Below are 23,596 nucleotides of genomic sequence, written 5' to 3' on the forward strand. Positions count from 1 at the left end.
CAGTGGCTCAGCCCTTGGCCGCCATCGCCGTGACTTCCACACGCATGCCTTCGACCGCCAGGGAGGCCACGCCAACGGCGGCGCGCACTGGCCAGGGCTTGCTGAAGAAGCGCTGGTAAACCTCGTTGAAGGCGGCGCGGTCGGCCATGTCGGTGAGGTAGATGGTCAAGTGCAGGACCCGGTCCATGGAGCTGCCGGCTTTCTCCAGGGCGACCTTGAGGGCCTGTAGCGTGCACTCGGACTGTTCGACGATGCCGCCAAGCTCCAGGTTGCCATCGGCGCGGGTGGGGATCTGGGTGGAGACCAGCAGGCCGCCGAAACCGGCGACGTCGGAGGAGATGGACGCCGGATCGGGGTCGGGAATGAAAGTGATGTCCTGATTTGCCATGGTGATCTTTTGCTCGTGGTTAACAATGAAAGCGTCGGCGCTGAATGGCCGGCGCGCGGGTAATGCAGTTCACTCAAGACATCTGTCGTATGGTTTGGGGCCGTTGCGCGTCCCATCGCGACACAAGGCCGCTTGCAAAGCTCTTTGTGGGAGCGGCCTTGTGTCACGATGGACTACATAGCAGCCCCACCTGAAGGCTCTCCAGCTTGAGTGAACAGCATTACGGCGCGGGGCATTCTGAAGGGCGCCGCGTGAATATGACAACTTCAGTCCTGCACTGGCGTGGCCGAGCCCTCGCGATCGCTTTCCACGATGTACTGGGTATCGATGCTGACGACCACCGACATGCCCGGCCGCAAGCGCTGCGCCTGCGGTTGCTCAGGGTCGACGCTGATGCGTACCGGAATGCGCTGGGCGATCTTGACGAAGTTGCCGGTGGCGTTGTCCGCCTGCAGCAGGGCGAACTCGGAGCCGGTGGCCGGGGAGATGCGCTGCACATGGCCGCGCAGCTTGAGGTGGTTGAGGGCGTCGACGGTGAAGGTCACCGGTTGGCCGACGCGCACCTTGTCCATCTGGGTTTCCTTCATGTTGGCGATCACCCAGAGCGTATCGGGCACCAGGGCCATCAACTGGGCACCTGAATTGACATAGGCGCCCAGGCGCACGCCGATCTGCCCCAACTGCCCGTCGCGTGGCGCAGTGACGCGGGTGTTGTCCAGGTCGATGCGCGCCATTTCCAGCGCGGCCCGGGCATTTTCGACCGAAGCCTCCAGCGAGGCGCGGTTGACGATTACGGTCTGCAAGTCCTGCCTGGCGATTTCCAGTGCCGCCTTGGCCTGTTCCAGAGCGGCGATGGCCTTGGCATAGGCGGCGCGGGTGATGTCCAGGTCACTGCGCGAGACCGAGCCGTCGCGCACCAGTTCCTCATTGCGGCGCAGGTCGGCGCGGCTCTTCTGCGCTTGGGCAGCGCTGTCGTTGATCGCTGCCTGGCGTTGCACGATGGTGGCCTCGGCGCTCTTGCGCTGTTGCAGGTTATTGGCCAGTGCCGCCTGCTGTTGTTCGAGTTGCGCTTGCGCCTGGTGCAGGCGCTGCTTGTAGATGCGGTCATCGAGGCGCACCAGCAGGTCACCGGCCTTGACGAACTGAAAGTCCTGCACCGGCACTTCGAACACATAGCCACTGAGCTGCGGGCCGATGATGGTGACCTGGCCGCGCACCAGCGCGTTTTCGGTCGACTCGATGGCGCTGCTGAACGGTGGCAGTTGCCAGGCATAGAGCACCACCAATACGCCGACGACCGCCACGCTGGTGAAGATCAGCGAGGACAGGACCTTCATCCGTGTCGAGCGCGATTGGCTGGTAGGCGAGGAGGGCGGCGCCACCCCTTCGGGGGTTTCGGCGATGGCGGTGGTGGTCGTGGTAGTCGGTTCGGTCATTGAGCGGAAGCGCCACTAGGGTTGGAAGTCGCGGTCAGGTCGGCGGTGCGAGCGTTGTACCGCAGCCACAGGCTACGGATGAAGATCCAGACCATGGTCAGTATGGCGATGCAGCCGATCAGGGTGAAGACATCGTTGTAGGCCATGATGTTCGCTTCGCGTGTCGCGGCGTTGGCCAGCAGGCGGATGCCGACATCGGTGCGCAGCGATGGGTCGCCGATCACGCCCGCGTAGCCAGCGCCGCCACCCTGCACACGGCTCAGTACAAGTGGGTCGAGCAAGGTCAACTGCTCGACGATATGGCTGGAATGGTACTTCTCCCGCACGATCTGGTAAGTGCCTAGCAAGGCTGCGCCGATCAGGCCGCCAAGGTTGTTGCAGATGCCGAACATCACCGAGAAGCTGATCAGGTTGCGCGGGTTGGCCCGGACATGGCTGATGCCCAGGACCATGGTCGGTCCGAGAAAGAAGGTGCTGCCAAAGGCCAGGAGGAACTGGCTGAGGTACATCTGCGCTGGCCGGGTCAGGTTGCTGGAGCTGTTGTCCATGAACGCGCCGGTGGCCATCAGCGCCAAGGCAATGAACAGCGGCAGCACCAGGTGCTGCGGATTGATCGTCAACGCGCTGACCACCAGCCCTGAAACCGCGCCGAGCAGCATGACGAAATACAGGCTGCGCATCTGCTCGCTGCTCATGTTCAACGCTTGCAGGAACCCCACTGCGCCGGTGGACTGCTCGGAGGTGACCATGCGGATCAGGATCACGCACAGCGCCAGGCGGATGGCCACGCCGCTGCCCAGCCAGCGGGTCATGAGCAAAGGGTTGCTGCGGTTGTGCTCGACGGCCAGGCCGCCGATGATCAGGGCAATCGACGCTGCCAGGGCGATGCCTATCCACGGTGCCTCCAGCCACCAGTCGATGCGCCCAAGGGACAGCACCGCGCACAACAAGGCAACGCCGCTGGCGAGGATGGCGAATGTCAGGAAGTCCAGGGGCTCGAAGGTCTTGAAGCGGTCACCCGGCGGTAGCTTGAGCATGAGCACGCAGCCCAATGCGGTCAGCGCCAGGCCCAGCTCGAACAGGTACAAGCCTCGCCATTCGGCGATCTGCAGCAGGTCATCAGAGAAGATCCGTGCCAGCGGCAGCGCCAACTGCGAGGCGCCCAGGCCCAGGACCAGGGCTTTCAAGCGCCATTTGGCCGGGAATGCCTGGATCATGTAGTAAAGACCCAGCGAACTCAGCGCTGCACCCACCATGCCGTGGGCCGCGCGCACCGCGATGGCCGAATTCAGGTCGTTGACGAACAGGTGGGCGAAGGTCACCAGCGCATACAACACCAGAAAGACCTCAGTGAACGCCCGTAACCCGAACTCCTGGCGGAACTTCACCAGCAACAGGTTCATCGAGACGTTGGTCATCACGAAGGCCGCCGGCAGCCAGGCCATTTCCGCCGTGGTCGCCCCCAGGGCCCCTTGCAGGAATTGCAGATTTGCCGTAACCAGCGCATTGCCCAGGCCACCGGTGATCGCGACCAGCAGGCCGACCACCCCGTAGGCAAGTCGTTTTGCCGGCGGGTGCAAGGGCGTGGACGGCGACCCTGGCATTGCGGGCTTTTCATGGGGCAGCCATTCGCGCGGTGTGAACTTATCCATTCGTTCGCCTGATCGTTTTGGCAATCATAACAATGCCAATCTTCGTGATTACACCTTCCTGTGCGACAACCAGGCGTCCACTGTCGTCACATGCTTGCAAGCGCAAAGGCTCAGCGCCAGCGGATACAGGCCAGTATTCCTGTGGTAGGCGCGGGCCCGCTCGACTCGGAGTGGGGCCCGCGATGGGCCGGGCATGCGAAGTACGGGAGCGGGAGGCTCAGCACTTGAGCGCGTGATGGCTGAGCACGCTGCGGGTGGTGGTCTCGTAATGCTGGGCGAGCAGGGCGCAGGCTTTGTCGACGTCGCGCGCCAGGGCGGCATCGAGCAGAGCGCGGTGTTCACCAGGCACATCACGCTCGGCGCTGTCCGCGTAATGCACCGAGAGCATGCGGTAGCGCGAGGTCTGGTCGCGCAGCATGTGCGACAGGCGCAATAGCCACGGGGAGCGGCAGTTGGCGATCAACGCCTGGTGAAAAGCCTCATGGGCGCTTTCCCACTCCGGCTTCATCAGCCGTTCGGGGCCTTCGACGATGGGCAGGCGGTCAAGGCGGTGGTGGGCGGCGATCAGTTGGCTTTCCCACTCCAGGTCGCCATGGCGGATGGACTCGGCCAGCGCCTGGCATTCGATGAGCAGGCGCGTTCTGGTGATGTCGAGAATTTCTTCTGCGGAGATGCGGCCGACACTGAAGCCTTTCTGGTCTTCCGAGGACACGAAGCCGCTGGTGGCCAGGCGCGATAGCGCCTCACGCAATGGGATCACCCCGGCGTCGTAGTGCTCGGCCAGTTCCTTGAGGCGCAGGCGGCTGCCCGGTGCCAGGCGGCCGTTGATGATGTCTTCGCGGACCCGGGCCTCCAGTTGCGAGGCCATGGTGCGTTTTTCCGAGGCTACGGGCTGCGGCGCCCAGCGTTCGGCTCGGTTCATGGGCTGTACCACGGATGAGGGTTGATGGAGCAAATCATACACAATGAAGCGCTTTGTCGATAATTCTTTAAAAAATATATTTTATCGTTGACGACATATTTTACTCGGATTAGCTTAGGGCCCATGCCGCTCTGCCTGGCGGCCGTCACGAATCACAACAAGAGGTGAGTTCCATGCGTTACGTTCGTTTCTCCCATCAAGGTCGCCCGGTGCTGGGCGTTCGTACTGCCGAAGGCGTCAGGGTGCTCGGCGAGGAATCGCTGGAGTCGTTGCTGGCACGTGGCGTGGACCTGGCAACATACGGCGCCGAGGCGCAGGGCGAGCTGGTCGAGGTTGGCGAGCAGGACTACCTTCCGTTGATGAGCAAACCCGGCAAGATCATCTGCGTCGGCCTGAACTACGCCGACCACACCAAGGAATCGCCTTACGCCCAGCCGGACTATCCGACGCTGTTCCCGCGCTTCAACAGCAGCCTCACCGCGCACAACAAGCCGCTGATCCGCCCGCGTATCTCCGACACCTTGGATTACGAGGGCGAGATGGCGGTGGTACTCAAGAGCGGTGGTCGCCATATTGCAAAAGAGCAGGCACTGCAGCATGTGGCTGGCTATGCGTTGTTCAACGAAGGTTCGGTGCGCGAGTACCAGTTCAAGTCGCCGCAGTGGACAGTCGGCAAGAACTTCGACGACACCGGCGCTTTCGGCCCGGACCTGGTGACGGCGGATGAACTGCCGGCGGGCGGCAAGGGCCTGCTGTTGCAGACCCGCGTCAACGGCAAGGTGGTGCAGTCGGCCAACACGGACGACATGCTGTTCGACGTGGCCACCATCATCTCCACCCTCAGTGAGGCGGTGACCTTGGAAGCGGGCGATGTGATCGTCAGCGGTACCCCGGCCGGCGTTGGTTTCGGCATGGATCCGAAGGTCTACCTGAAGGCGGGTGATGTCGTTGAAGTGTCCATCGAAGGTATCGGCACCCTGGTCAACCCCATCGTCGACGAAGCTTGATTGATTCCGGGCATTCCCGGCCAGATCGAAGCCTCCCGCTCCGAGGCTTCGACGAAAGAACAACAATGGAGGCGATCATGAATATCACGACCCGTGGTGTGCATTCGATCGATCATTACGCTCTGTTCGTGCCTTCGCTAGCCGATGCGCGGGCATTTTTCGCCAGCTTCGGCCTGGACGTTGGCGAAACCCCGGACGGCCTGGAGCTCAGGGCCGCCGATGGCCACCGCTGGGCAAGGATATTGCCCGGCCAGCGCAAGAGCTTGGCTTACCTCAGCTTGAACTGCTTTGCCGAGGACTATGACGCCTTGCGCCAGCAAGCCGAAGCCGCCGGTGCCACATTCGTGGAGGGCGACGGCGAGGGCTTCTGGTTCCATGACCCTGACGGCAACCTGCTACAGGTAAAGACTGGCGCCAAGCATATGCCCGACCACAAGCATCCGCTGGCTGTACCGCAAGCGGCCGTGCGCGGCGCCTGCACCCGCGATGCGGTGGCTCAGGTGCGTCCGCGGCGCTTGTCCCATGTACTGCTGTTCAGTCCCGACGTGCCTCGCGCCGTCGAATTCTACGCCCACGCCTTGGGCCTGCGGCTGTCCGACCACTCCCAGGACATCATTGCGTTCACCCACGCCCCCCATGGCTGCGATCACCACCTGATGGCTTTCTGCAAGAGCAGCGCCAAGGGCTTCCATCACGCTGCCTGGGAAGTCGACAGCGTCGACGACGTCGGCAACGGTGCCGAGCAGATGGCCAACGCAGGCTTCCGGGAAGGTTGGGGCACCGGGCGGCATTGCCTGGGCTCCAACTACTTCCATTACGTCCGTGATCCCTGGGGATCGTTCTGCGAGTACTCGGCGGACATGGACTTCATCGCCGCGGGCAGTCAATGGCCGGCGGGCGACTTCCCGCCAGAGAACTCGTTGTACCTGTGGGGGCCGAATGTCCCCGAGTACTTCGTCCTCAACACCGAGACGGACAGCGCGCCCGTCAAGGGCTAACGCCCCAGCGAAGCAGGCCGCTCTGGCCCGGACACCTCCCTGCATCCAGAGGGAGGCGGGGAGCGGCTTGCCTAAAACCCACCCGGTTTCAGGTCAGCACAGATGAACGAAAACAAGATTCATGACGTAGCCATCGTCGGTTACGGCCCCGTCGGGCAGACCCTTGCCATCCTCCTCGGACGCATGGGCTACAACGTTGCCGTGTATGAGCGCTGGCAATCCCTTTACCCACTGCCGCGCGCGGTATTCCACGACCATGAGATTCGCCGCGTCTTTCGCATGATGGGGCTGGAGCAAGAGCTGCAAAAGATTTCCCAGCCTTCCGCGTGCTACCAGTGGTTCAACGCCGATTGGAAAGTGCTGGTGGAGATCGACTGGTCTGCCGAGTCGATCAGTGACGGCCCCTTTGGTTACCTGTTCAACCAACCGGGCCTGGAAGCCATCCTCGACCGCACCGCTAAAGCCATTGGCAACGTCCAGATCCACCAGGGCTGGGAGGTGCTGGAGCTGAGCCAGGATGCCCGGGGCTGCGAACTGCGTATGCGCCGTACCCAGCGGGAGGGCCAGCCGCAGCCTGGCGAAGAATGCCAGGTACGGGCACGCTATGTGATCGGTGCCGACGGCGCCAACAGCCTGATACGTCAACAATGCGGCATCGACTGGCAGGACCTGGGCTTCCAGGAAGACTGGTTGGTGGTCGATCTGCAACCTAAGCCAGGCGTCGAACTGGACGTGCCGGATATCGGTCAGTGGTGCAACCCGGCGCGGCCGACCACCATGGTGCCTGGAGGGCCTGGATATCGCCGTTGGGAGTTCATGCGCCTGCCCCACGAGACCATGGAGGACCTGCAGAACCCGGACAAGGTCTGGGAGTTGCTGTCGCCCTGGGTCACCCCGGACACCGCCACCCTGGTGCGCCATGCGGTTTATCAGTTCCGCTCGCGTATCGCCGAGACCTGGCGCCACGGTCGAGTACTGCTGGCAGGCGACGCCGCGCACCTGATGCCGCCGTTCATGGGGCAAGGGATGTGCTCAGGGATCCGTGACGCCTGGAACCTGTCCTGGCGCCTGGACCTGGTCTTCAAAGGCCTGTGCTCCGAACGACTGTTGGACAGCTACACCCTAGAACGCAAACCCCAGATCCGCGCAGTGATCGATGCTTCGGTCGAGATGGGCAAGGTCGTTTGCGTGGCTGACCCGCAAAAAGCCGCCGAGCGTGATGCGGCGTTCCTCGCCGGTGAAGTGCCGCCTTTGCCGCCGTTCCCTGGCCTGACCGGTGGCGCGGTGCACAAGGAGCCGCGCACGGGGGCTGTCTGTGCTCCGGCGGGTTGCCTGGGCGTACATGGCGAAATCGAGCATGACGGGCGTCGCCAGCGTTATGACGATATTTTCGGCCGAGGCTTCCATCTGCTGAGCATCGGTGACGACCCACTGACCGGCCTGGACGCGGCGCACAAGGCGGTACTCGAGCATCTGCAGGTCCAAGCCGTGCGCCTGAGTCTGGACGGTGCCCCGGGCACTTGCCGCGACCTGTCCGGCAAATATCACCGCTTCTTCGATGACGCAGGGTTGCAAGCAGTGCTGGTGCGCCCGGACTTCTACATCTATGGCGGCGTTAGCGACCTCGGCGAACTGCCGCAATTGCTCGATGCGCTGCGCCGCGACCTCGACATCCAGGAGGCCCGTGGGGGTACCCCACGGCAGAACCAGCCGCTCGCGGCCCAGGTGTAGGTCCAGATGCCGCGGGGGACATGCCTTCGCGGCGTCGTTCTGAAAACAACAAGAGACAGATCGATGCATAGCATCAAGGTGAAAGTGCCTTGGTGCGGTCCTGGCCGTCCTGGCTTGGTTACGCGCGCAACAACCGTTCCAAGCATGATGAACGCAAGGAGGGCCTGAGCAATCTGCCGCTCACCGGCATGTCCGATGAAGGCCTGGAGTGGGGCAGCCTGCACTCATGACCGTCCCTACGGCAACGGTCGAGATCGCTTGCAACTGACCACCATGATCGAAGCGCTGTTCTACTTCATAATTGGCCGCGACTATCCTGTTTCCACTCCAGCACTGTCGGGAGCCAATGCTCCATTAGACCTGTCTACCCGCTACCAGCCCCAATGACCCTGAATGATCGGAGTAACACCATGAGAGCTGCCATTGTCCATTCCTTTGACCAGCCACCACGCTATGGCGAGATCGACCCGCCGCAGGCCGCGCCTGGCGAAGTGTTGGTGCGGGTCCGCGCCGCCGCGCTCAGCCAACTGGTGCGCGCCCAGGCCAGTGGCAAGCATTACAGCAGTGGCAAGACCCTGCCGGTAGTGCCTGGCGCCGATGGCGTCGGCCTGTTGGAAGATGGCACCCGGGTGTACTTCGCCTTTCCCCGCACGCCCATCGGCGCCATGGCCGAGACCGTGGCGGTGGACGCGCGCTATTGCGTGCCTGTACCTGATGCCGTCGATGACATCACCGCTGCGGCGATCGCCAATCCCGGCATGTCGTCCTGGGCAGCGCTGCAGGAGCGGGCGCGCTTCGAACCCGGCGAGCGGGTGCTGATCAACGGTGCCGCTGGCACCTCCGGGCGTCTGGCCATACAGGTGGCCAAGCACCTGGGCGCTTCGCGGGTGGTCGCTACCGCGCGCAACCGGACGGTGGAGGCGGAACTGCGTGAACTGGGCGCGGATGAGTTCATCTGTCTCGACCAACCGGCCGAACAGTTGACTGCCGCGCTGCGTGAGCAAATCCATGGCCACGGTATCGATGTCGTCCTCGACTACCTCTGGGGGCCGCCCGCCGCGTGCATCCTCGATGCGGTCGTCAGCCATGGCAGCGGCGAGGCCGCGCCACGGCTGCGCTTCGTCAATATTGGCGCGCTGGCGGGCGCTCACTTGTCGATGAGCCCGGGAGCGCTGCGCAGCTCTGGCCTGGAAATGCTTGGCAGCGGCTTGGGCAGTGTGTCTAACGAAGGCCTGGTGAAGGTGGTGGGGCAACTGTTGCAGGCGATAGGCACCGCTGGACTTGAAGTGGAGGCCGAAGCGGTGCCGTTGAGCGAGGTCGAATCGGCCTGGCAACGCAACGCCCGCGAGCGCATCGTGTTCACCTTGCCGTGATGTCGCCAGCGGGCATGCCCTGCATGCACTCTTTTTGCCCTGCGTTGCTCGAATCCGTGGGTGCTGGTGGTAGTCTTGCAGGGTGACCCGCAATGGATTTGGGTATGACCCGGCACAAGCTCAGTATTCGCCAACGCAACGTCGACAACATCCTCCTGGCGGCCGAACAGGTCTTCGCAGAAAAAGGCTTCGCCGGCGCGGCCATGGCCGATATCGCCGAGGCGGTGCAGTTGCCGCGCAGCAACGTGCATTACTACTTCAGTACCAAGGCCGAGCTGTACCAGGCGGTGCTGTTCGGCTTGCTCGAAGTGTGGAAGCAGGACGCGTTGTGCTTCGAACTCTACGATGACCCACGGATCGTTCTCTCCAGCTATATCCGCGCCAAGATGAACCATTCACGGACCCGACCCTATGGTTCCAAGGTCTGGGCCAACGAAATCATTCACGGCGCGCCCAACCTCGGGGCGGCCCTGGACGACCCGTTGTACGACTGGGCGAAGATGAAGGAGGCCAAGATCCGCCAGTGGATCGACGATGGCCGCATCTTGCCGGTGGAACCGTCGGGTCTGCTCTACATGATCTGGGCCTCGACCCAGCACTATGCCGATTTCAGCCACCAGGTCGGCTTGCTCAACGATCACCAACCGTTGACCGACCTGCAGTTCGAGCGGGCGGTGCAGACGGTGACCAGCGTGATCTTACGGGGGATCGGGCTGGAGCCCTGACCTGTACTGAGGGGAATGCGACGAGGGGGATCGACGATCCCCCTCGTTGTTTTTGCCTACCGTTCAGGATGCTTCGCGGTAGGGGTTGCGTGGATCATGCAGCCAGTCGAGGAACGGCTTACCGGTGTCCTGGGGCACCATCTCGATGCAGTCCTGCACCGGGCAGGTGATCTGGCACAGGTTGCAGCCTACGCATTCGGCATCGATCACCTCGTAGCGGTGGCTGCCGTCGGGCTGCTTGAGGTTGGCGATGGCCTGGTGCGAGGTGTCTTCGCAGGCGATATGGCAACGTCCGCAACCGATGCAGGCCTCCTGGTCGATCCTGGCGATGACCTGGTAGTTGATGTCCAGGTACTTCCAGTCGGTGGTGTGGCCCACGGCGCGGCCGCTGAAGTCTTGCAGGCTGCGGTAGCCCTGGCTGTCCATCCAGCGCGAGAGGCCATCTTTCATGTCTTCGACGATGCGAAAACCATGAAGCATGGCCGCCGTGCAGACTTGCACGGCACCGCAGCCCAAGGCGATGAATTCGGCGGCATCGCGCCAGCTGCCGATGCCACCGATGCCGCAGATCGGCAGGCCATGGGTGGCAGGGTCGCGGGCGATCTCGGCGACCATGTTCAGGGCGATCGGCTTGACCGCCGAGCCGCAGTAGCCGCCATGGGTGCTCATGTCGCCGACGATCGGCAGGGCGACCATGCGCTCCAGGTCGACGCTGGTGATGGAGTTGATGGTGTTGATCAGCGACACCGCATCGGCACCGCCACGGTGGGCGGCGCGGGCGGACTGGCGGATGTCGGTGATGTTGGGGGTGAGCTTGACGATGACCGGCAACGAGCAGTACTGCTTGCACCAGCGCGTCACTTGCTCGACGTACTCCGGCACCTGGCCGACCGCCGCGCCCATGCCGCGCTCGGGCATGCCGTGGGGGCAGCCGAAGTTCAGCTCGATACCGTCGGCGCCGGTGGCCTCCACTAGTGGCAGGATGGCCTTCCAGGACGCTTCGACGCAGGGCACCATCAGCGACACGATCAGCGCCCGGTCGGGCCAGTCCTTTTTCACCTGGGTGATTTCACGCAGGTTGATCTCCAGCGAGCGGTCGGTGATCAGCTCGATGTTGTTGATGCCCATGACCTCGCGGTTGACCCCATAGTGGGCCGAGTAGCGCGATGAGACGTTGACGGCGGCCGGGTCCTCGCCAAGGGTCTTCCAGACCACGCCGCCCCAGCCGGCCTGGAAGGCACGGACGACGTTGTAGGCTTTGTCGGTGGGCGGCGCTGAAGCCAGCCAGAAGGGGTTGGGGGCCTTGATGCCAGCGAATTCGATCGACAGGTCAGCCATTATGCGGCCTCCACATTGAGCATCAGTTGGGCATGGATGGCCTCGGCGGCCAGCTTGCCGTGTTGCACGGCCTGGACCGTGAGGTCCTGGCCCAGGTGGGTGCAGTCACCCCCGGCATATACGCCGGGGAGGCTGGTGCGCATCTGCTCGTCGACACGAATGCGTTCACCGTCGCGGGCCAGGGTTTGTGCGCTGCTGTCGCTCAGGGCCTGGTCGTCGAAGGCCTGGCCGATGGCCTTGAAGATCGCATCGGCGGCCAGCTCGAAGCTTTCCCCGGTGGTTTGCAGGCGACCGTCGACATTGCGCGTACGGGCAAAGCGCATGCCCCGCACCCGGCCCTGGTCGTCCAGCAGCACTTGTTCGGGCTGGGCCCAGGTCAGCAGGCGTACCTGGTTTTCCTTGGCGATGTGTTGTTCGTGCTCGGTGGCGCCCATGTCTTCGAGGCCTCGCCGGTACACCAGGTTGACATCGCGGGCGCCGAGGCGGGCCATCTGCACGGCCATGTCGATGGCGGTATTGCCAGCGCCCAGTACGATGCAGCGATCGGCCAGGGGCAGGGCGGTGAGGTCCTCGGCCTGGCGCAGTTCGCGGATGTAGTTGGTGGCGGCCAGTATGCCGGGAGCGCTTTCATCGGCCAGCGCCAGTTGGCGGCTGGCGTTCAGCCCCAGGCCGAGGAACACCGCATCGAACTGCTGCTGCAAGTCGCCCAGGCTCAGGTTGTCACCCAGCACCTGGCCGTGGCGGATCTCGATACCGCCGATCTGCAGGACGAAGTCCACTTCGCGCTGGGCGAAGTCGTCGACCACCTTGTACTTGGCGATGCCGTATTCGTTGAGTCCGCCGGCCTTGGGCCGGGCTTCGAAGATCACCACATCATGGCCGTGCCAGGCCAGGCGGTGGGCGCACGACAAGCCGGCGGGGCCGGCGCCGACCACTGCAATGCGCTTGCCGGTGCTGGCCGCGCGCTGGAATGGGTGCTCGGTGAATTCGGCATGGTCCAGGGCATAGCGCTGCAACTGGCCGATCAGCACTGGCGCGCACTCCTGGTGATGGTTGCGCACGCAGGCCTGCTCACAGAGGATCTCGGTCGGACAGACCCGCGCACAGCTGCCGCCGAGGATGTTGGCCGAAAGAATCTTCTGCGCTGCGCCTTGGACGTTCTCCTGGTGGATGTTGCGGATGAACGAGGGGATATCGATGTCGCTGGGACAGGCGTTGACGCAGGGGGCGTCGTAGCAGTACAGGCAGCGCGAGGCTTCCAGGGCGGCCTGGCGGGCGTTTAGCGCAGGGACGAGGTCGCTGAAGTGCTCGGCCAGGGTGGCGTTGTCGGCACTCGGCCGGGGGAGGTGGTTGAGGGACTCGATCACGGTGGTTTCCTCAGGTTTCTTATTGTGGGGGCTGTCGGGAAGGCTTTGCCTTCCCTGGCGGCCGGAGCGCGCGTGGCGCTTTTCTCAGCGCTTGACGGCGCTGGGGCGCTGCTGCTCGGCCCGCTTGTTGAGCAGGTCGAACACCGCTGGATACGCCGGCCGCTCGATATAGCGCCCGGCGCCGCGCTCGGCGCGCAAATCGCCATTGGCCCAGACCAGCTTGCCCTGGCTGATGGTGTGGCTGGGGATGCCACGCACGGTCTTGCCTTCGAAGATGTTGAAGTCCACCTGTTGATGGTGGGTGGCGGCCGAGATGGTCCTGGTGCCTTGCGGGTCCCACAGCACCAGGTCGGCATCGGCGCCCGCGCGCAGGGCGCCCTTGCGCGGGAACAGGTTGAAGATCTTCGCCGTATTGGTGGAGGTCAGGGCGACGAAATCCTGCATCGACAACTTGCCGCTGTTGACCCCTTCGTCCCAGAGCACGGCCATGCGGTCCTCGATACCGGCGGTGCCGTTGGGGATGCGGCTGAAGTCGTCGCGCCCGGCGGTTTTCTGTTCGGCGCAGAAGCAGCAGTGGTCAGTGGCGGTGGTGTGCAGGTTGCCTGACTGCAGGCCGTGCCACAGCGCCTCCTGATGGCCGCGTGGGCGGAAGGGCGGGCTCATGACGTAACCGGCTGCGGTCTGCCAGTCGGGATGACGGTAGACGCTGTCGTCGAGCAACAGGTGGCCGGCCAGCACTTCACCGTACACCGGCTGGCCCTTGCCCCGGGCATAGCTGATTTCATCCAGTGCTTCGCGGGTCGAGACATGCACCAGGTACAACGGCGTGCCCAGGGTCTCGGCGATCCGGATGGCACGGCTGGCGGCTTCGCCTTCGACCTGCGCCGGGCGCGACAGCGGATGCGCCTCGGGGCCGGTGATGCCTTGGGCGAGCAGCTTGCGTTGCAGGTGGTAGACCAGCTCGCCGTTCTCGGCATGCACGGTGGGCACCGCGCCCAGTTCCAGGCAGCGCTCGAAGCTGGCGACCAGGGTGTCGTCGGCGGCCATGATCGCGTTCTTGTAGGCCATGAAGTGCTTGAAACTGTTGATGCCGTGCTGGCTGACCAACTCGCCCATCTCCTCGCGCACTTGCTCGCTCCACCAGGTGATGGCGACGTGGAAGCCGTAGTCGGAGGCCGATTTCTCGGCCCAGCCGCGCCACTGGTGGAAGGCCTCCAGAAGCGATTGCTGCGGGTTGGGAATGACGAAGTCGATGATCGAGGTGGTGCCGCCGGCAAGACCTGCGGCGGTGCCGCTGTAGAAGTCCTCGCTGGCCACCGTGCCCATGAAGGGCAGTTGCATGTGGGTGTGCGGGTCGATACCGCCGGGCATCAGGTACTGGCCGCTGCCATCGAGTATTTCGCAGCCGGTGGGAACGTCGAGGTCAGTGCCGATGGCCTTGATCACGCCGTCGGCACAAAGCACGTCGGCGCGGAAACTTTCCTCATGGGTAATCAGGGTGGCGCCACGAATCATAAGCGTCATCAGAGGCTCCTCGCAGGCTTGACCGGTTATTGCCGGTTCTAGGTTTTGTACTGATTGCAGCGCAGGAGAAAACCTGTCACCGCTGTCAGGAATTGAATTTAGTAGCTGTTACCGGTTAGGGCAAATAATTAATTTATAAACTTATATCCAATTTAACTGATTGAAAAATAAGTAATAAATTGAATTTTAAGTGCTTTGTCAGCATGACCAGTGGTCCTGTCGTTCTTGACAGGTTGTGGAAATGGTCAAGATTTCTCAGGGGTAACCGTGATAGCCCTTATGCCCGTGCAAGTACTCCAGCCATCGTTTCGATGAGCAAAAAAAACACAACAAAGTGGAGCAGCCATGCAGCAGACCAGATCGCAGGTGAGCGAACGCGACGGCTTGTATGAACTCGACGCCGGCAGCGACGTTCTCGACAGCCCCCGGTACAACCACGACATCGCCCCGACCAAGGTTCAGGAGCGTACTTGGAACAAGTGGCACATCACCGCACTCTGGGTCGGCATGTCGATCTGCGTGCCGACCTACACCTTGGGCGGTGTGCTGACCGCCTATTTCGGCCTGACGGTGGGCGAGGCGCTGTTGGCGATCCTCCTTGCCAACACCGTGGTGCTGATCCCCTTGACCCTCAATGCCTTTCCCGGCACCAAGTACGGCATTCCCTTTCCGGTATTGCTGCGCTCCTCGTTCGGTATCATCGGCTCCAACGTGCCGTGCCTGATCCGCGCCCTGGTGGCCTGTGGCTGGTTCGGCATCCAGACCCTGTTCGGCGGCCTGGCCATCCACCTGTTCCTCGGCTCGCTGTCGGCGGACTGGAAGGCCTTGGGCGGGACCGGCGAGGTGATTGGCTTCGTCCTGTTCTGGTGCCTGAACCTGTGGGTGGTGCTGCGTGGCGCCGAGTCGATCAAGTGGCTGGAAGTCCTCTCGGCGCCCTTGCTGGTATTGGTTGGTGCGGGGCTGCTGGTGTGGGCCTTGCCCAACGTCTCGATCAGCGAGCTGATGGCCCAGCCTCCCAAGCGTCCGGAAGGGGCCAGCGTGGCGGGCTACTTCTTCGCCGGGCTGACGGCGATGGTCGGCTTCTGGGCCACCCTGTCGCTGAACATTCCCGACTTCAGCCGCTTCGCCAAAAGCCAGAAGGACCAGATACTCGGGCAGATTCTCGGCCTGCCGCTGACCATGTTCCTGTTCGCCGCCCTGGGCGTGGTGCTTACGGCCGCGTCGGCGTCGCTGGTCGGCGAGACGGTATCCGACCCGGTCAGCCTGATCGGGCATATCCAGAGCCCGGTGTGGGTGGCCCTGGCCATGGCCTTGATCATCATCGCCACACTGTCGACCAACACCGCGGCGAACATTGTCTCGCCCACCAATGACTTCCAGAACCTGGCGCCGAAGTGGATCGGGCGCAAGACGGCGGTGCTGCTGACCGGCCTGGTTGGGCTGCTGCTGATGGGCCATGAGCTGCTGAAGAAGCTCGGCTGGATCGTCAGCGACGTAAGCCTGGAAAGCGTCTATTCCAACTGGCTCCTGGGCTATTCGAGCCTGCTTGGGCCCATCGCCGGCATCATGGTGGTGGACTACTTCCTGATCCGCAAGCAGACCCTGGACCTGGCCGGCCTCTACCGCGACGACACCTACCCGGCATGGAACATCGACGGTTTCATCGCCTTCGGCGTACCGGTGGTGCTGACCCTTCTGTCGTTGCACAGCCAGGCTTTCAGTTGGTTCTACGACTTCGGCTGGTTCACCGGCTCCGCCCTCGGTGGCCTGATCTATTACGCCCTGGGCAGCCTGAAGGCTGCGCGCAGCGCCAGCCTCAAACCCACTGTGTGACGTTCATGGCCCGCAGAGGCCGGAAACCTGATGAGGAGAACCCCATGCAAAGCACTCAGGACGTTCTGCAATCGAACCTGCGTCATATCAACGGTGAACGGCTGTGGCAGTCGCTGATGGAACTGGCCCAACTGGGGGCCACGGCCAAGGGCGGGGTGTGCCGCCTGGCCCTGACCGACCTGGACCGCCAGGCCCGAGACCTGTTCGTCAAATGGACCCAGGAAGCGGGGTGCAGTGTGAGCATCGACGGGGTCGGCAACATCTTCGCCCGCCGCCCAGGGCGCAACCCGCAACTGCCACCAGTGATGACCGGCAGCCATATCGACACCCAGCCCACCGGCGGCAAATTCGACGGTTGCTTCGGGGTACTGGCGGGGCTTGAGGTCATGCGTACCCTCAATGACCTGGGGATCGAAACCGAGGCGCCATTGGAGGTGGTGGTCTGGACCAACGAAGAGGGCTCGCGCTTTGCGCCGTGCATGATGGGCTCAGGGGTGTTCGCGGAAAAGTTCACCCTGGAGGAAACCCTGGCCAAGACCGACGCCGAGGGTGTCACGGTAGGCGAGGCGCTCGATGCCATCGGCTATGCCGGGCCGCGGGCGGTCAGTGGGCATCCGGTGGGGGCCTACTTTGAAGCCCATATCGAGCAGGGGCCGATCCTCGAAGATCAACACAAGACCATCGGCGTAGTCCTCGGCGCCCTCGGCCAGAAGTGGTTCGACCTGACCCTGCGCGGCGTCGAGGCCCATGCCGGGCCAACGCCGATGCACCTGCGCAAGGACGCCCTGGTCGGTGCCAGCGCGGTAGTGGCGGCGGTCAACCGCGTGGCACTGGAGCACCAGCCCCATGCCTGTGGCACGGTGGGTTGCCTGCAGGCCTATCCGGGTTCGCGCAACGTGATTCCGGGCGAGGTGCGCATGACGCTGGACTTCCGTCACTTGGAGCCGGCGCGGCTAGACTCGATGATCGCCCAGGTACGCGAGGTGATCAGCAGCACCTGCCAGCAGCATGGGCTGAGCCACACCCTGATACCGACCGCCGACTTCCCGCCGTTGTATTTCGACCAGGGTTGTGTCGAGGCGGTGCGCAGTGCGGCCCAGGGGTTGGGCTTGTCGCACATGGACATCGTCAGCGGTGCCGGGCATGACGCGATCTTCCTGGCCGACCTGGGGCCGGCGGGGATGATCTTCGTGCCCTGTGAAGGCGGGATCAGCCACAACGAAATCGAGAATGCCGCGCCAGAGGACCTGGCCGATGGCTGTGCGGTGCTGTTGCGCGCGATGTTGGTGGCTGCCCAGGCGGTGGCGCAGGGAAGGGAAGCCGCGTAGCCCCACAGGGCGGGCGCCGCGCTCGATCGCTGCGCCTTAGTGGCTATGGCATCGCCGTCATCGACCTGGCATGGCCGCTTTCAGGGGCGTTCCAGGTCAAGGCGAACAGGGTTTCGCCAGGCACTGCAAAATGGATACGACCGCTCCGGCAATCGATCGCGGCCTCGCGGCTCCGGCTGTCGGGGCCGAAGAGGGTGAGGGACGGGCAAGCGCTGCCTGCGCCCTGCAGGCTGACCTGCTGCAGGCGTTCGCCCTTGTTCACGCCCAGCACGCTGCGCTGTTGGCCCCGAGCCATGGCCAGGGCATCGACTTCGAACGCGCTGTTGTCCAGGCGCTGGACCTGATCGAGCCAGTGCGCCTGCATGAATTGTTGCGCAAGGCCCACCGGCTTGAGTTCGAAGCGGTCTGGGCCTGGCAGGCGGATCATGCCTTTGAGGTGGTCGGGATCGTCGGCAGCCTGGAACCAGTTGAGCACATCGAGCAGGCCATCCTGGGCTGAGTTGATGGCGACCGAGGCCCACCACAAGGAGGCGAAGTGCGTCTCCTGTTCGTAGGGGCTCACGCTCGAACCACTGGAGATATTGGTCTGGTCCAGCAAGAGTGCCTTGCGTGGCCGGCCGTTGGCTTGCAAGCCAACCACCTCGGCCGCTTGGCGCACATGGTCGCGGTAGACCCGGGTGGCCAGCAGGTCGCGGATCATCCACTCGTGCCAGGCCAGGGCATCGATCTGCGGCCCCGACTCAGCGAGCAAGCGTCGGGCCCAATCGATGCCGCGGCGCTGGGCCCCTTGTGGCGTGAACGGCCCGTTGACCAGGCGCGAACTCGCGGGCATGGCAATGCGTACACCGGCTTCGCGTGCGCCTGGGTACTCGCGCACCTGGCGGTCCATGGTGTCGAAGAAGCGCTTGTAGGTGGCGTAGTCGCGGTAGTTGTAATTGGGTTCGTCGGCAAATGACAGATAGTGGGTGCCTTTGCCTCCCAGGGCTACGGTGGCTGCCAGCCAGGCGTCGAGACCGGCGATGCTCTGGCTGTTGGCTTGCAGGTCGGCCTTGCGATGGCTACCGCCGAGCAAAGTGACATTCATGTCGATACCGGCGCGGTCCTGGTAAAAGCGCCGGAAGGCATCTTCGTAATGGGGCCGGCTGGCCATGATGTCGACGACGCTGTAGAAACCGGCTGCGCGTGGCTTGAGGGCATCGAGCGCGGCATGGCTTGCCGGTGGCGGCAGCAGGTAGGGCATGGCGATGCCCAGGCGCGGCGTGGGACCGAGCACGTCGCTATGCAGGTTGAGTTCGGTGCGGCCGCTGTCCTGGCGCAGCGGTTGCAGATGCTGCGGGCGTTGGGCGAACAGGTTGGCCGTGCCGTCCAGCCAGAAGGCGGCCTTGCCACTGCCTTGCAGGCGCAAGCGCCAGGCTTGGTCGGTGTCGGCAATTGGCAGGGCAACCTGGTCGAAGCGTGGGTAATCCCGGTGGGCGGCGAGCGTCAGTACAACCTTGGTGCCATCGCTCAGGCGCTCGGCCTGCAGGGCTTTGACACCACCGAAATACTTGCCCGAGAGGATGGCCTGTTCACCGCCGCGGACCTTGAAGTAAAGCTCGGTATCGTTCGCGGTTTCGGCGCTGAAATGCACTTTGGTCGGCGCGAACAGGGCGACCGTGTTGTCGTCATGTTCAAAGCGGTAGCGCCTGAAACTGTAGCCCGGCACTTCCACACGGTAACTGGCGGCACTGGCGGGCAATGGCCAGGTTTGCTGGCCGCGGCCTTCGCGGGATGCAATGAAGCGCTCGCCTCGCAGTTGCCCCTTGCCGTCAAGCAGGTAGATGCGCTCTTCGTTGGCGCTGGTTTGCCAGGCCGGTACCCAACTGACGCGCACCTTATCGTCGCGACCCGGCTGCAGGTACAGGCTGCCATCGCGAATGTCGCCCCAACGCATGGGCGCGGCATGGGCCAGGCTGCTGGAGACAAGCATCAATACCAAAAGCGATCGTTTCATACGTTCCTTCGCGTCGGTAGCTGCCGGAAAATTGTAAAGGTGGTGAGACGGTTACAAAGGGTATAGATCAGTCGTAGCACGCTGCGCCAATGAATTGCCACCTTGCTCGGCGCATAGCAGACGCCCGGCAGCTTGGCTTTTTGCCAATAGCCGCTCTAGGGCGAGAGTTATAGGGAAAGCTATACAGCGAAGACACCCGGATGAAGCGATAAACGGCATATAACTTTTTAGTCTTGTTTGCTTGAAGTCGAGTCGCGCAACTTCTAATTGTTCGGAACTATTGCGATCGCTTCATTTAATCCAATGTTTGACGTAATTACGGCGTCAATATTGTGTTGCCAGCGGCGCTGAAAACCGACTTGCTGTTTGAAAGGCTGATGCTAATGTGACATCGGATTCGCCGTTCATCGGCAAGGGCAGGGGGGCGCCATGAGCGCAGAAAAGCGGTTCCACTCGCTGGACAGTTTCCGGGGGCTGTTTGCCGTGTCGGTGGTGCTCTATCACTTGCGCATCAGCGACAGTTTCACCGAGTGGGCATTCTTCCGTCATGCCGAAGTATTTGTTGCTTTCTTCTTTGTACTCAGCGGTTTTGTGCTGACGCATGCCTATGGCAATAACGTGCAGTTGAACTTCCGCCGGTTTTTCATCGCGCGGACATTCCGCCTGTTGCCGTTGCACCTGTTCATGCTGGTGGTGTTCATCCTGTTAGAGTGCGGCAGATATATGGCTTTCCAGCAGGGCATGGTATTCAATAATGTGCCATTTACCGAAAGGTTTGCTCCTGCCGAGATTCTGCCGAATGCGCTGCTGCTGCAGTCCTGGACACACTTGACCCATCCATTGTCATTCAATTATCCGTCCTGGAGCATCAGTATCGAATATTACACCTACATGCTTTTCGCACTGATCCTGAGCATGCTCATGGGCGGCCGGCAATTGCTGTGGGCGATCATCGTATTGGTGACCCTGGCGTTGATTTATACGGGCAACACTTTCTTCACCATCGAGTCGTTGCGTGGATTGGCCTACTTCTTTACCGGCTGCCTCGCCTACACCCTGTATCACAAGCTTGCCCAACCCGGGCAGCCGAGGTTCTGGCTGGCGACGCTGCTTGAGGTCCTGGCTGTCGTCGCGGCGCTGGTGTTCGTGGTGAGCGATTTCGCTACCAAGGCGTTGCTGGCCAGCCCGTTGTTCGGCGTGATCATCCTCATATTCGCCTTTGATGGCGGGGCGCTGTCGCGGTTATTGGCAGGGCGCTGCTTCGGTTTTCTTGGCAAGTTGTCTTATTCCATCTACCTGACCCATGCGGCCATTTTGTTTTGTGTGGTGTCAGCGTTCATGGTGGGGAGCAAAGTTCTGGGCGTCGATATCGCGCCGATGATTGACGGGACGCGCTACCTGGACACCGGCCATGCACTGTTCAACAACCTGATGGCATTGCTGGTGGGGGGGTTGGTGGTACTGGTGTCGATGTTCACCTACCGCTATGTCGAAATGACCGGCCAGGCCGTTGGCCGGGCGCTTGCTGACAAAAATACGCATAAAGGCCCCGTGCTCGAGTCCTGACAAGGTTTGTATCCAGCTGGCCAGGGTACTGCGTTTGCCTCACGGATTTCCCTCTTTCGCGCCAGACTAAAAGGACTGCGCCATGAACTCCGCCCTGCAGGCTCCAGCCGACAAGCTGGACAGTGTTCAGATACTGCGCGCTATCGCCGCGCTCGCTGTGGTTTTCTTTCATATCCCACTGTTTCGCAATGGCGACTGGGGCGTGGATATCTTTTTTGTGATCAGCGGCTTCATCATGGCTCTGGTCACCGCTCAATCAGGCAGCCACTTCTTCAGCAAACGGGTAATCCGTGTCGTCCCGCTTTACTGGCTCGGTACCCTGGGAGTCTTCGTTGTCGCCCTGCTGCTGCCGAACTTGCTGGACAACACCACGGCGGACGTACCTGGCCTGGTCAAATCGTTGTTGTTCATTCCCTACCAGAAGGGCGAGTACGTCCAGCCCCTACTGTACTTGGGCTGGACCCTGAACTTCGAAATGTTCTTCTATGCCTTGTTCGCCATCTCCATGGCCATCAGTCACCGTTACCGCCTGCTGATTTGTTCGGGCCTGTTGCTGACGTTGGTGTCGTTGGGCCACCTGGCAACCTTCGACACACTGCTCGCCAAGTTCTATACCCAGCAGATTCTTGCCGAGTTCGTCCTGGGCATGGGCTGTTATGCCTTGTATGCACGTACGGCTGCATGGCGCGCCTCCCGCCCCGGCAAGGGCATACGCACGACGTTGGTATTGATCGGCCTCGCGGCCCTGGTCTACATGCCATTTGCCGGCGGACTGGCCGCATCGCTGGGGCGCTCGCTGGCTTGGGGGATACCGGCGGCGGTGATCTTCCTGGCGCTGGTGCATGGATTGTCGGGAGTCCGCCTGCCCGGGTTGCTGGTCTTGATCGGCGATGCCAGTTATTCCCTTTACCTGTTCCACCCCTATGTATTGAAGGTGTTCAACAAGGTATTCCATGTATTCGACGCACCGGGCGTCCTCGCTTATGTGATGACCCCTGTGAGTATTGGCCTGTGCTGTCTGGTGGCGATTGGCATTTATCGCCTGGTGGAATTGCCGTTGACCGAGTGGTTGCGGGGCATTTACGTCGACCCGCGCACATTGGCCAGGCAGCCGCCGGCATTGCCGGTGGAAAGTGGCGAGTGACCGGCGGCAATGACCGGCAACCTTACGGGTAGCTGAAATGCTTGTCTGGGGGGCGATAAAAAAAGGGCTCGTAGAAACCGAGCCCAAAGGAAACTCCGAACAAGTTACTCAGCGACCAGCACTGAACGGCATCTTGACCCAGGCCGACTCGATTTCGGCCGCCGATCATTGCGATAGCCAGGGCTCAGCCCTGGTTATCGCACCTTACAGGCGCACCTCTCCCGCAGGGCTCAATAACTGCCGGCGCGCCATCCACAGATTCGACAGCGCAAACAACGTGGTCAATTGCGCCGTGTTCTTGGCCAACCCACGGAAGCGGGTCTTCACATAGCCGAATTGGCGCTTGATCACCCGAAATGGGTGTTCGACCTTGGCACGTACCTGGGCTTTGGCCTTTTCGATCTTGCGTCTGGCCTTGTACAGCGCGCTGCGTTTGCTCAAGCGTTTGTAGGTGCTGCGTCGGGCTGCGATCTGCCAGATCACCTGCCGCCCTTCATGCTCTGGTCGTTTCTCGACACCTGTATAACCCGCATCCGCACAGACGACATTCTCCTCACCATGCAGCAGTTGCGCGACTTCCGTCACGTCTGCGACGTTCGCGGCAGTGCCGTGAACGTGATGCACCAGCCCCGACTCAACATCGGCGCCGATATGCGCCTTCATGCCGAAGAAGTACTGGTTGCCTTTCTTGGTTTGATGCATCTCTGGATCGCGCTTGCCTTCCTTGTTCTTGGTCGAACTGGGCGCATGGATGATCGTGGCATCGACAATCGTGCCCTGGCGCAGTGACAGGCCTTTGTCTTGCAGATAGTTGTTGATGGTTTCCAGAATCCCTGCTGCGAGCTGATGCTTCTCCAGGAGGTGTCGGAAATTCATGATCGTCGTGTCTTCGGGAATCGGCGCGCTTAGCGTCAGCCGAGCAAACTGGCGCATAGAGGTGATCTCGTACAACGCTTCTTCCATCGCCGGATCGCTCAGCGAAAACCAGTTCTGCAACAAGTGAATGCGCAGCATCGTTTCCAATGCATAAGGCTTACGACCGCCACCGGCCTTTGGATAGTGCGGCTCGATCAACGCGACCAACCCGCTCCACGGCACGACCTGCTCCATTTCGGCCAGGAAACGCTCTCGGCGGGTCTGCTTGCGCTTACCGGCGTACTCGAAATCGGAGAAGCTCATCTGACTCATGGGCAAGGCTTGCTTGGGGTGGCTAAACGAAGGGCCATTTCAGCACAGGTCGTGCAGCCTGTGCTGACTTGATCGGAGAATCC

19 protein-coding genes are annotated in these 23,596 nt (G+C 62.4%); 10 read left to right on the plus strand and 9 right to left on the minus strand.

Going from position 1 to position 23,596, the window contains the following annotated elements; genetic code table 11:
• Positions 1–7: 7 nt before the first annotated feature.
• The 4 genes from ACYU03_RS12285 to ACYU03_RS12300 all read right to left on the minus strand — a co-directional run bounded on the left by ACYU03_RS12285 (position 8) and on the right by ACYU03_RS12300 (position 4,398).
• Positions 8–388, minus strand: coding sequence for a RidA family protein (locus tag ACYU03_RS12285; RefSeq protein WP_461891079.1), 381 nt, complete (start codon positions 386–388; stop codon positions 8–10).
• Between the two features lie 266 nt (positions 389–654).
• Positions 655–1,824, minus strand: a complete 1,170-nt coding sequence (locus tag ACYU03_RS12290; RefSeq protein WP_461891081.1) for an HlyD family secretion protein — start codon at positions 1,822–1,824, stop codon at positions 655–657.
• Positions 1,821–3,476, minus strand: a complete 1,656-nt coding sequence (locus ACYU03_RS12295; protein ID WP_461891083.1) for an MFS transporter — start codon at positions 3,474–3,476, stop codon at positions 1,821–1,823. Before ACYU03_RS12295 ends, ACYU03_RS12290 begins: the two co-directional genes overlap by 4 nt.
• A 217-nt stretch (positions 3,477–3,693) precedes the next feature.
• Positions 3,694–4,398: a GntR family transcriptional regulator gene (locus ACYU03_RS12300; protein ID WP_461891085.1), complete on the minus strand. Its 705-nt coding sequence runs from the start codon at positions 4,396–4,398 to the stop codon at positions 3,694–3,696.
• Positions 4,399–4,571: 173 nt separating this feature from the next.
• Between ACYU03_RS12300 and ACYU03_RS12305 the strand changes: the two genes are divergently transcribed.
• From ACYU03_RS12305 to ACYU03_RS12330, 6 genes are all read left to right on the plus strand, one after another.
• Positions 4,572–5,405: a fumarylacetoacetate hydrolase family protein gene (locus ACYU03_RS12305; protein WP_461891087.1), complete on the plus strand. Its 834-nt coding sequence runs from the start codon at positions 4,572–4,574 to the stop codon at positions 5,403–5,405.
• A 77-nt stretch (positions 5,406–5,482) separates the two neighbouring features.
• Positions 5,483–6,403, plus strand: coding sequence for a VOC family protein (locus ACYU03_RS12310; protein WP_461891088.1), 921 nt, complete (start codon positions 5,483–5,485; stop codon positions 6,401–6,403).
• A 102-nt stretch (positions 6,404–6,505) separates the two neighbouring features.
• Positions 6,506–8,134: a bifunctional 3-(3-hydroxy-phenyl)propionate/3-hydroxycinnamic acid hydroxylase MhpA gene (gene mhpA / locus ACYU03_RS12315; protein ID WP_461891090.1), complete on the plus strand. Its 1,629-nt coding sequence runs from the start codon at positions 6,506–6,508 to the stop codon at positions 8,132–8,134.
• Between the two features lie 89 nt (positions 8,135–8,223).
• Positions 8,224–8,364, plus strand: coding sequence for a hypothetical protein (locus tag ACYU03_RS12320; protein WP_461891092.1), 141 nt, complete (start codon positions 8,224–8,226; stop codon positions 8,362–8,364).
• A 180-nt stretch (positions 8,365–8,544) separates the two neighbouring features.
• Entirely contained in the window at positions 8,545–9,507 is a 963-nt protein-coding gene (locus ACYU03_RS12325) for a quinone oxidoreductase family protein (protein WP_461891094.1), read from the plus strand.
• A 104-nt stretch (positions 9,508–9,611) separates the two neighbouring features.
• Positions 9,612–10,232: a TetR family transcriptional regulator C-terminal domain-containing protein gene (locus tag ACYU03_RS12330; RefSeq protein ID WP_461891096.1), complete on the plus strand. Its 621-nt coding sequence runs from the start codon at positions 9,612–9,614 to the stop codon at positions 10,230–10,232.
• A gap of 63 nt (positions 10,233–10,295) precedes the next feature.
• Here ACYU03_RS12330 and preA read toward each other — a convergent pair whose 3' ends face one another.
• The 3 genes from preA to hydA form a co-directional block, all read right to left on the minus strand.
• Positions 10,296–11,573 (minus strand): NAD-dependent dihydropyrimidine dehydrogenase subunit PreA, encoded by a 1,278-nt coding sequence (preA, locus tag ACYU03_RS12335; protein ID WP_461891453.1) that lies wholly within the window; start codon positions 11,571–11,573, stop codon positions 10,296–10,298.
• On the minus strand, positions 11,570–12,937 hold the full coding sequence (locus ACYU03_RS12340) for an NAD(P)-dependent oxidoreductase (RefSeq protein ID WP_461891098.1): 1,368 nt from the start codon (positions 12,935–12,937) through the stop codon (positions 11,570–11,572). The genes preA and ACYU03_RS12340 overlap by 4 nt, the downstream gene beginning before the upstream one ends.
• Before the next feature lie 84 nt (positions 12,938–13,021).
• Positions 13,022–14,461: a dihydropyrimidinase gene (hydA, locus tag ACYU03_RS12345; RefSeq protein ID WP_461891100.1), complete on the minus strand. Its 1,440-nt coding sequence runs from the start codon at positions 14,459–14,461 to the stop codon at positions 13,022–13,024.
• A 345-nt stretch (positions 14,462–14,806) separates the two neighbouring features.
• Here hydA and ACYU03_RS12350 point away from each other — a divergent pair, with 345 nt between their 5' ends.
• The gene (locus tag ACYU03_RS12350) at positions 14,807–16,294 is read left to right on the plus strand and encodes an NCS1 family nucleobase:cation symporter-1 (RefSeq protein ID WP_461891102.1); all 1,488 of its coding nucleotides are present in this window, start codon (positions 14,807–14,809) and stop codon (positions 16,292–16,294) included.
• A gap of 44 nt (positions 16,295–16,338) precedes the next feature.
• The gene (locus tag ACYU03_RS12355) at positions 16,339–17,622 is read left to right on the plus strand and encodes a Zn-dependent hydrolase (RefSeq protein WP_461891104.1); all 1,284 of its coding nucleotides are present in this window, start codon (positions 16,339–16,341) and stop codon (positions 17,620–17,622) included.
• Positions 17,623–17,665: 43 nt separating this feature from the next.
• On the opposite strand, the gene ACYU03_RS12360 is transcribed toward ACYU03_RS12355, so the two are convergent.
• Positions 17,666–19,615, minus strand: coding sequence for a hypothetical protein (locus tag ACYU03_RS12360; protein WP_461891106.1), 1,950 nt, complete (start codon positions 19,613–19,615; stop codon positions 17,666–17,668).
• Between the two features lie 429 nt (positions 19,616–20,044).
• On the opposite strand from ACYU03_RS12360, the gene ACYU03_RS12365 reads away from it, so the two are divergent.
• Positions 20,045–21,181 (plus strand): acyltransferase family protein, encoded by a 1,137-nt coding sequence (locus ACYU03_RS12365; protein ID WP_461891108.1) that lies wholly within the window; start codon positions 20,045–20,047, stop codon positions 21,179–21,181.
• Between the two features lie 82 nt (positions 21,182–21,263).
• Positions 21,264–22,325: an acyltransferase family protein gene (locus ACYU03_RS12370; RefSeq protein ID WP_461891110.1), complete on the plus strand. Its 1,062-nt coding sequence runs from the start codon at positions 21,264–21,266 to the stop codon at positions 22,323–22,325.
• 204 nt (positions 22,326–22,529) lie between these two features.
• Here ACYU03_RS12370 and ACYU03_RS12375 read toward each other — a convergent pair whose 3' ends face one another.
• On the minus strand, positions 22,530–23,513 hold the full coding sequence (locus ACYU03_RS12375; protein ID WP_461887441.1) for an IS5 family transposase: 984 nt from the start codon (positions 23,511–23,513) through the stop codon (positions 22,530–22,532).
• Positions 23,514–23,596 lie beyond the last annotated feature (83 nt).

It is taken from the genome of Pseudomonas sp. X10 (assembly GCF_054889225.1).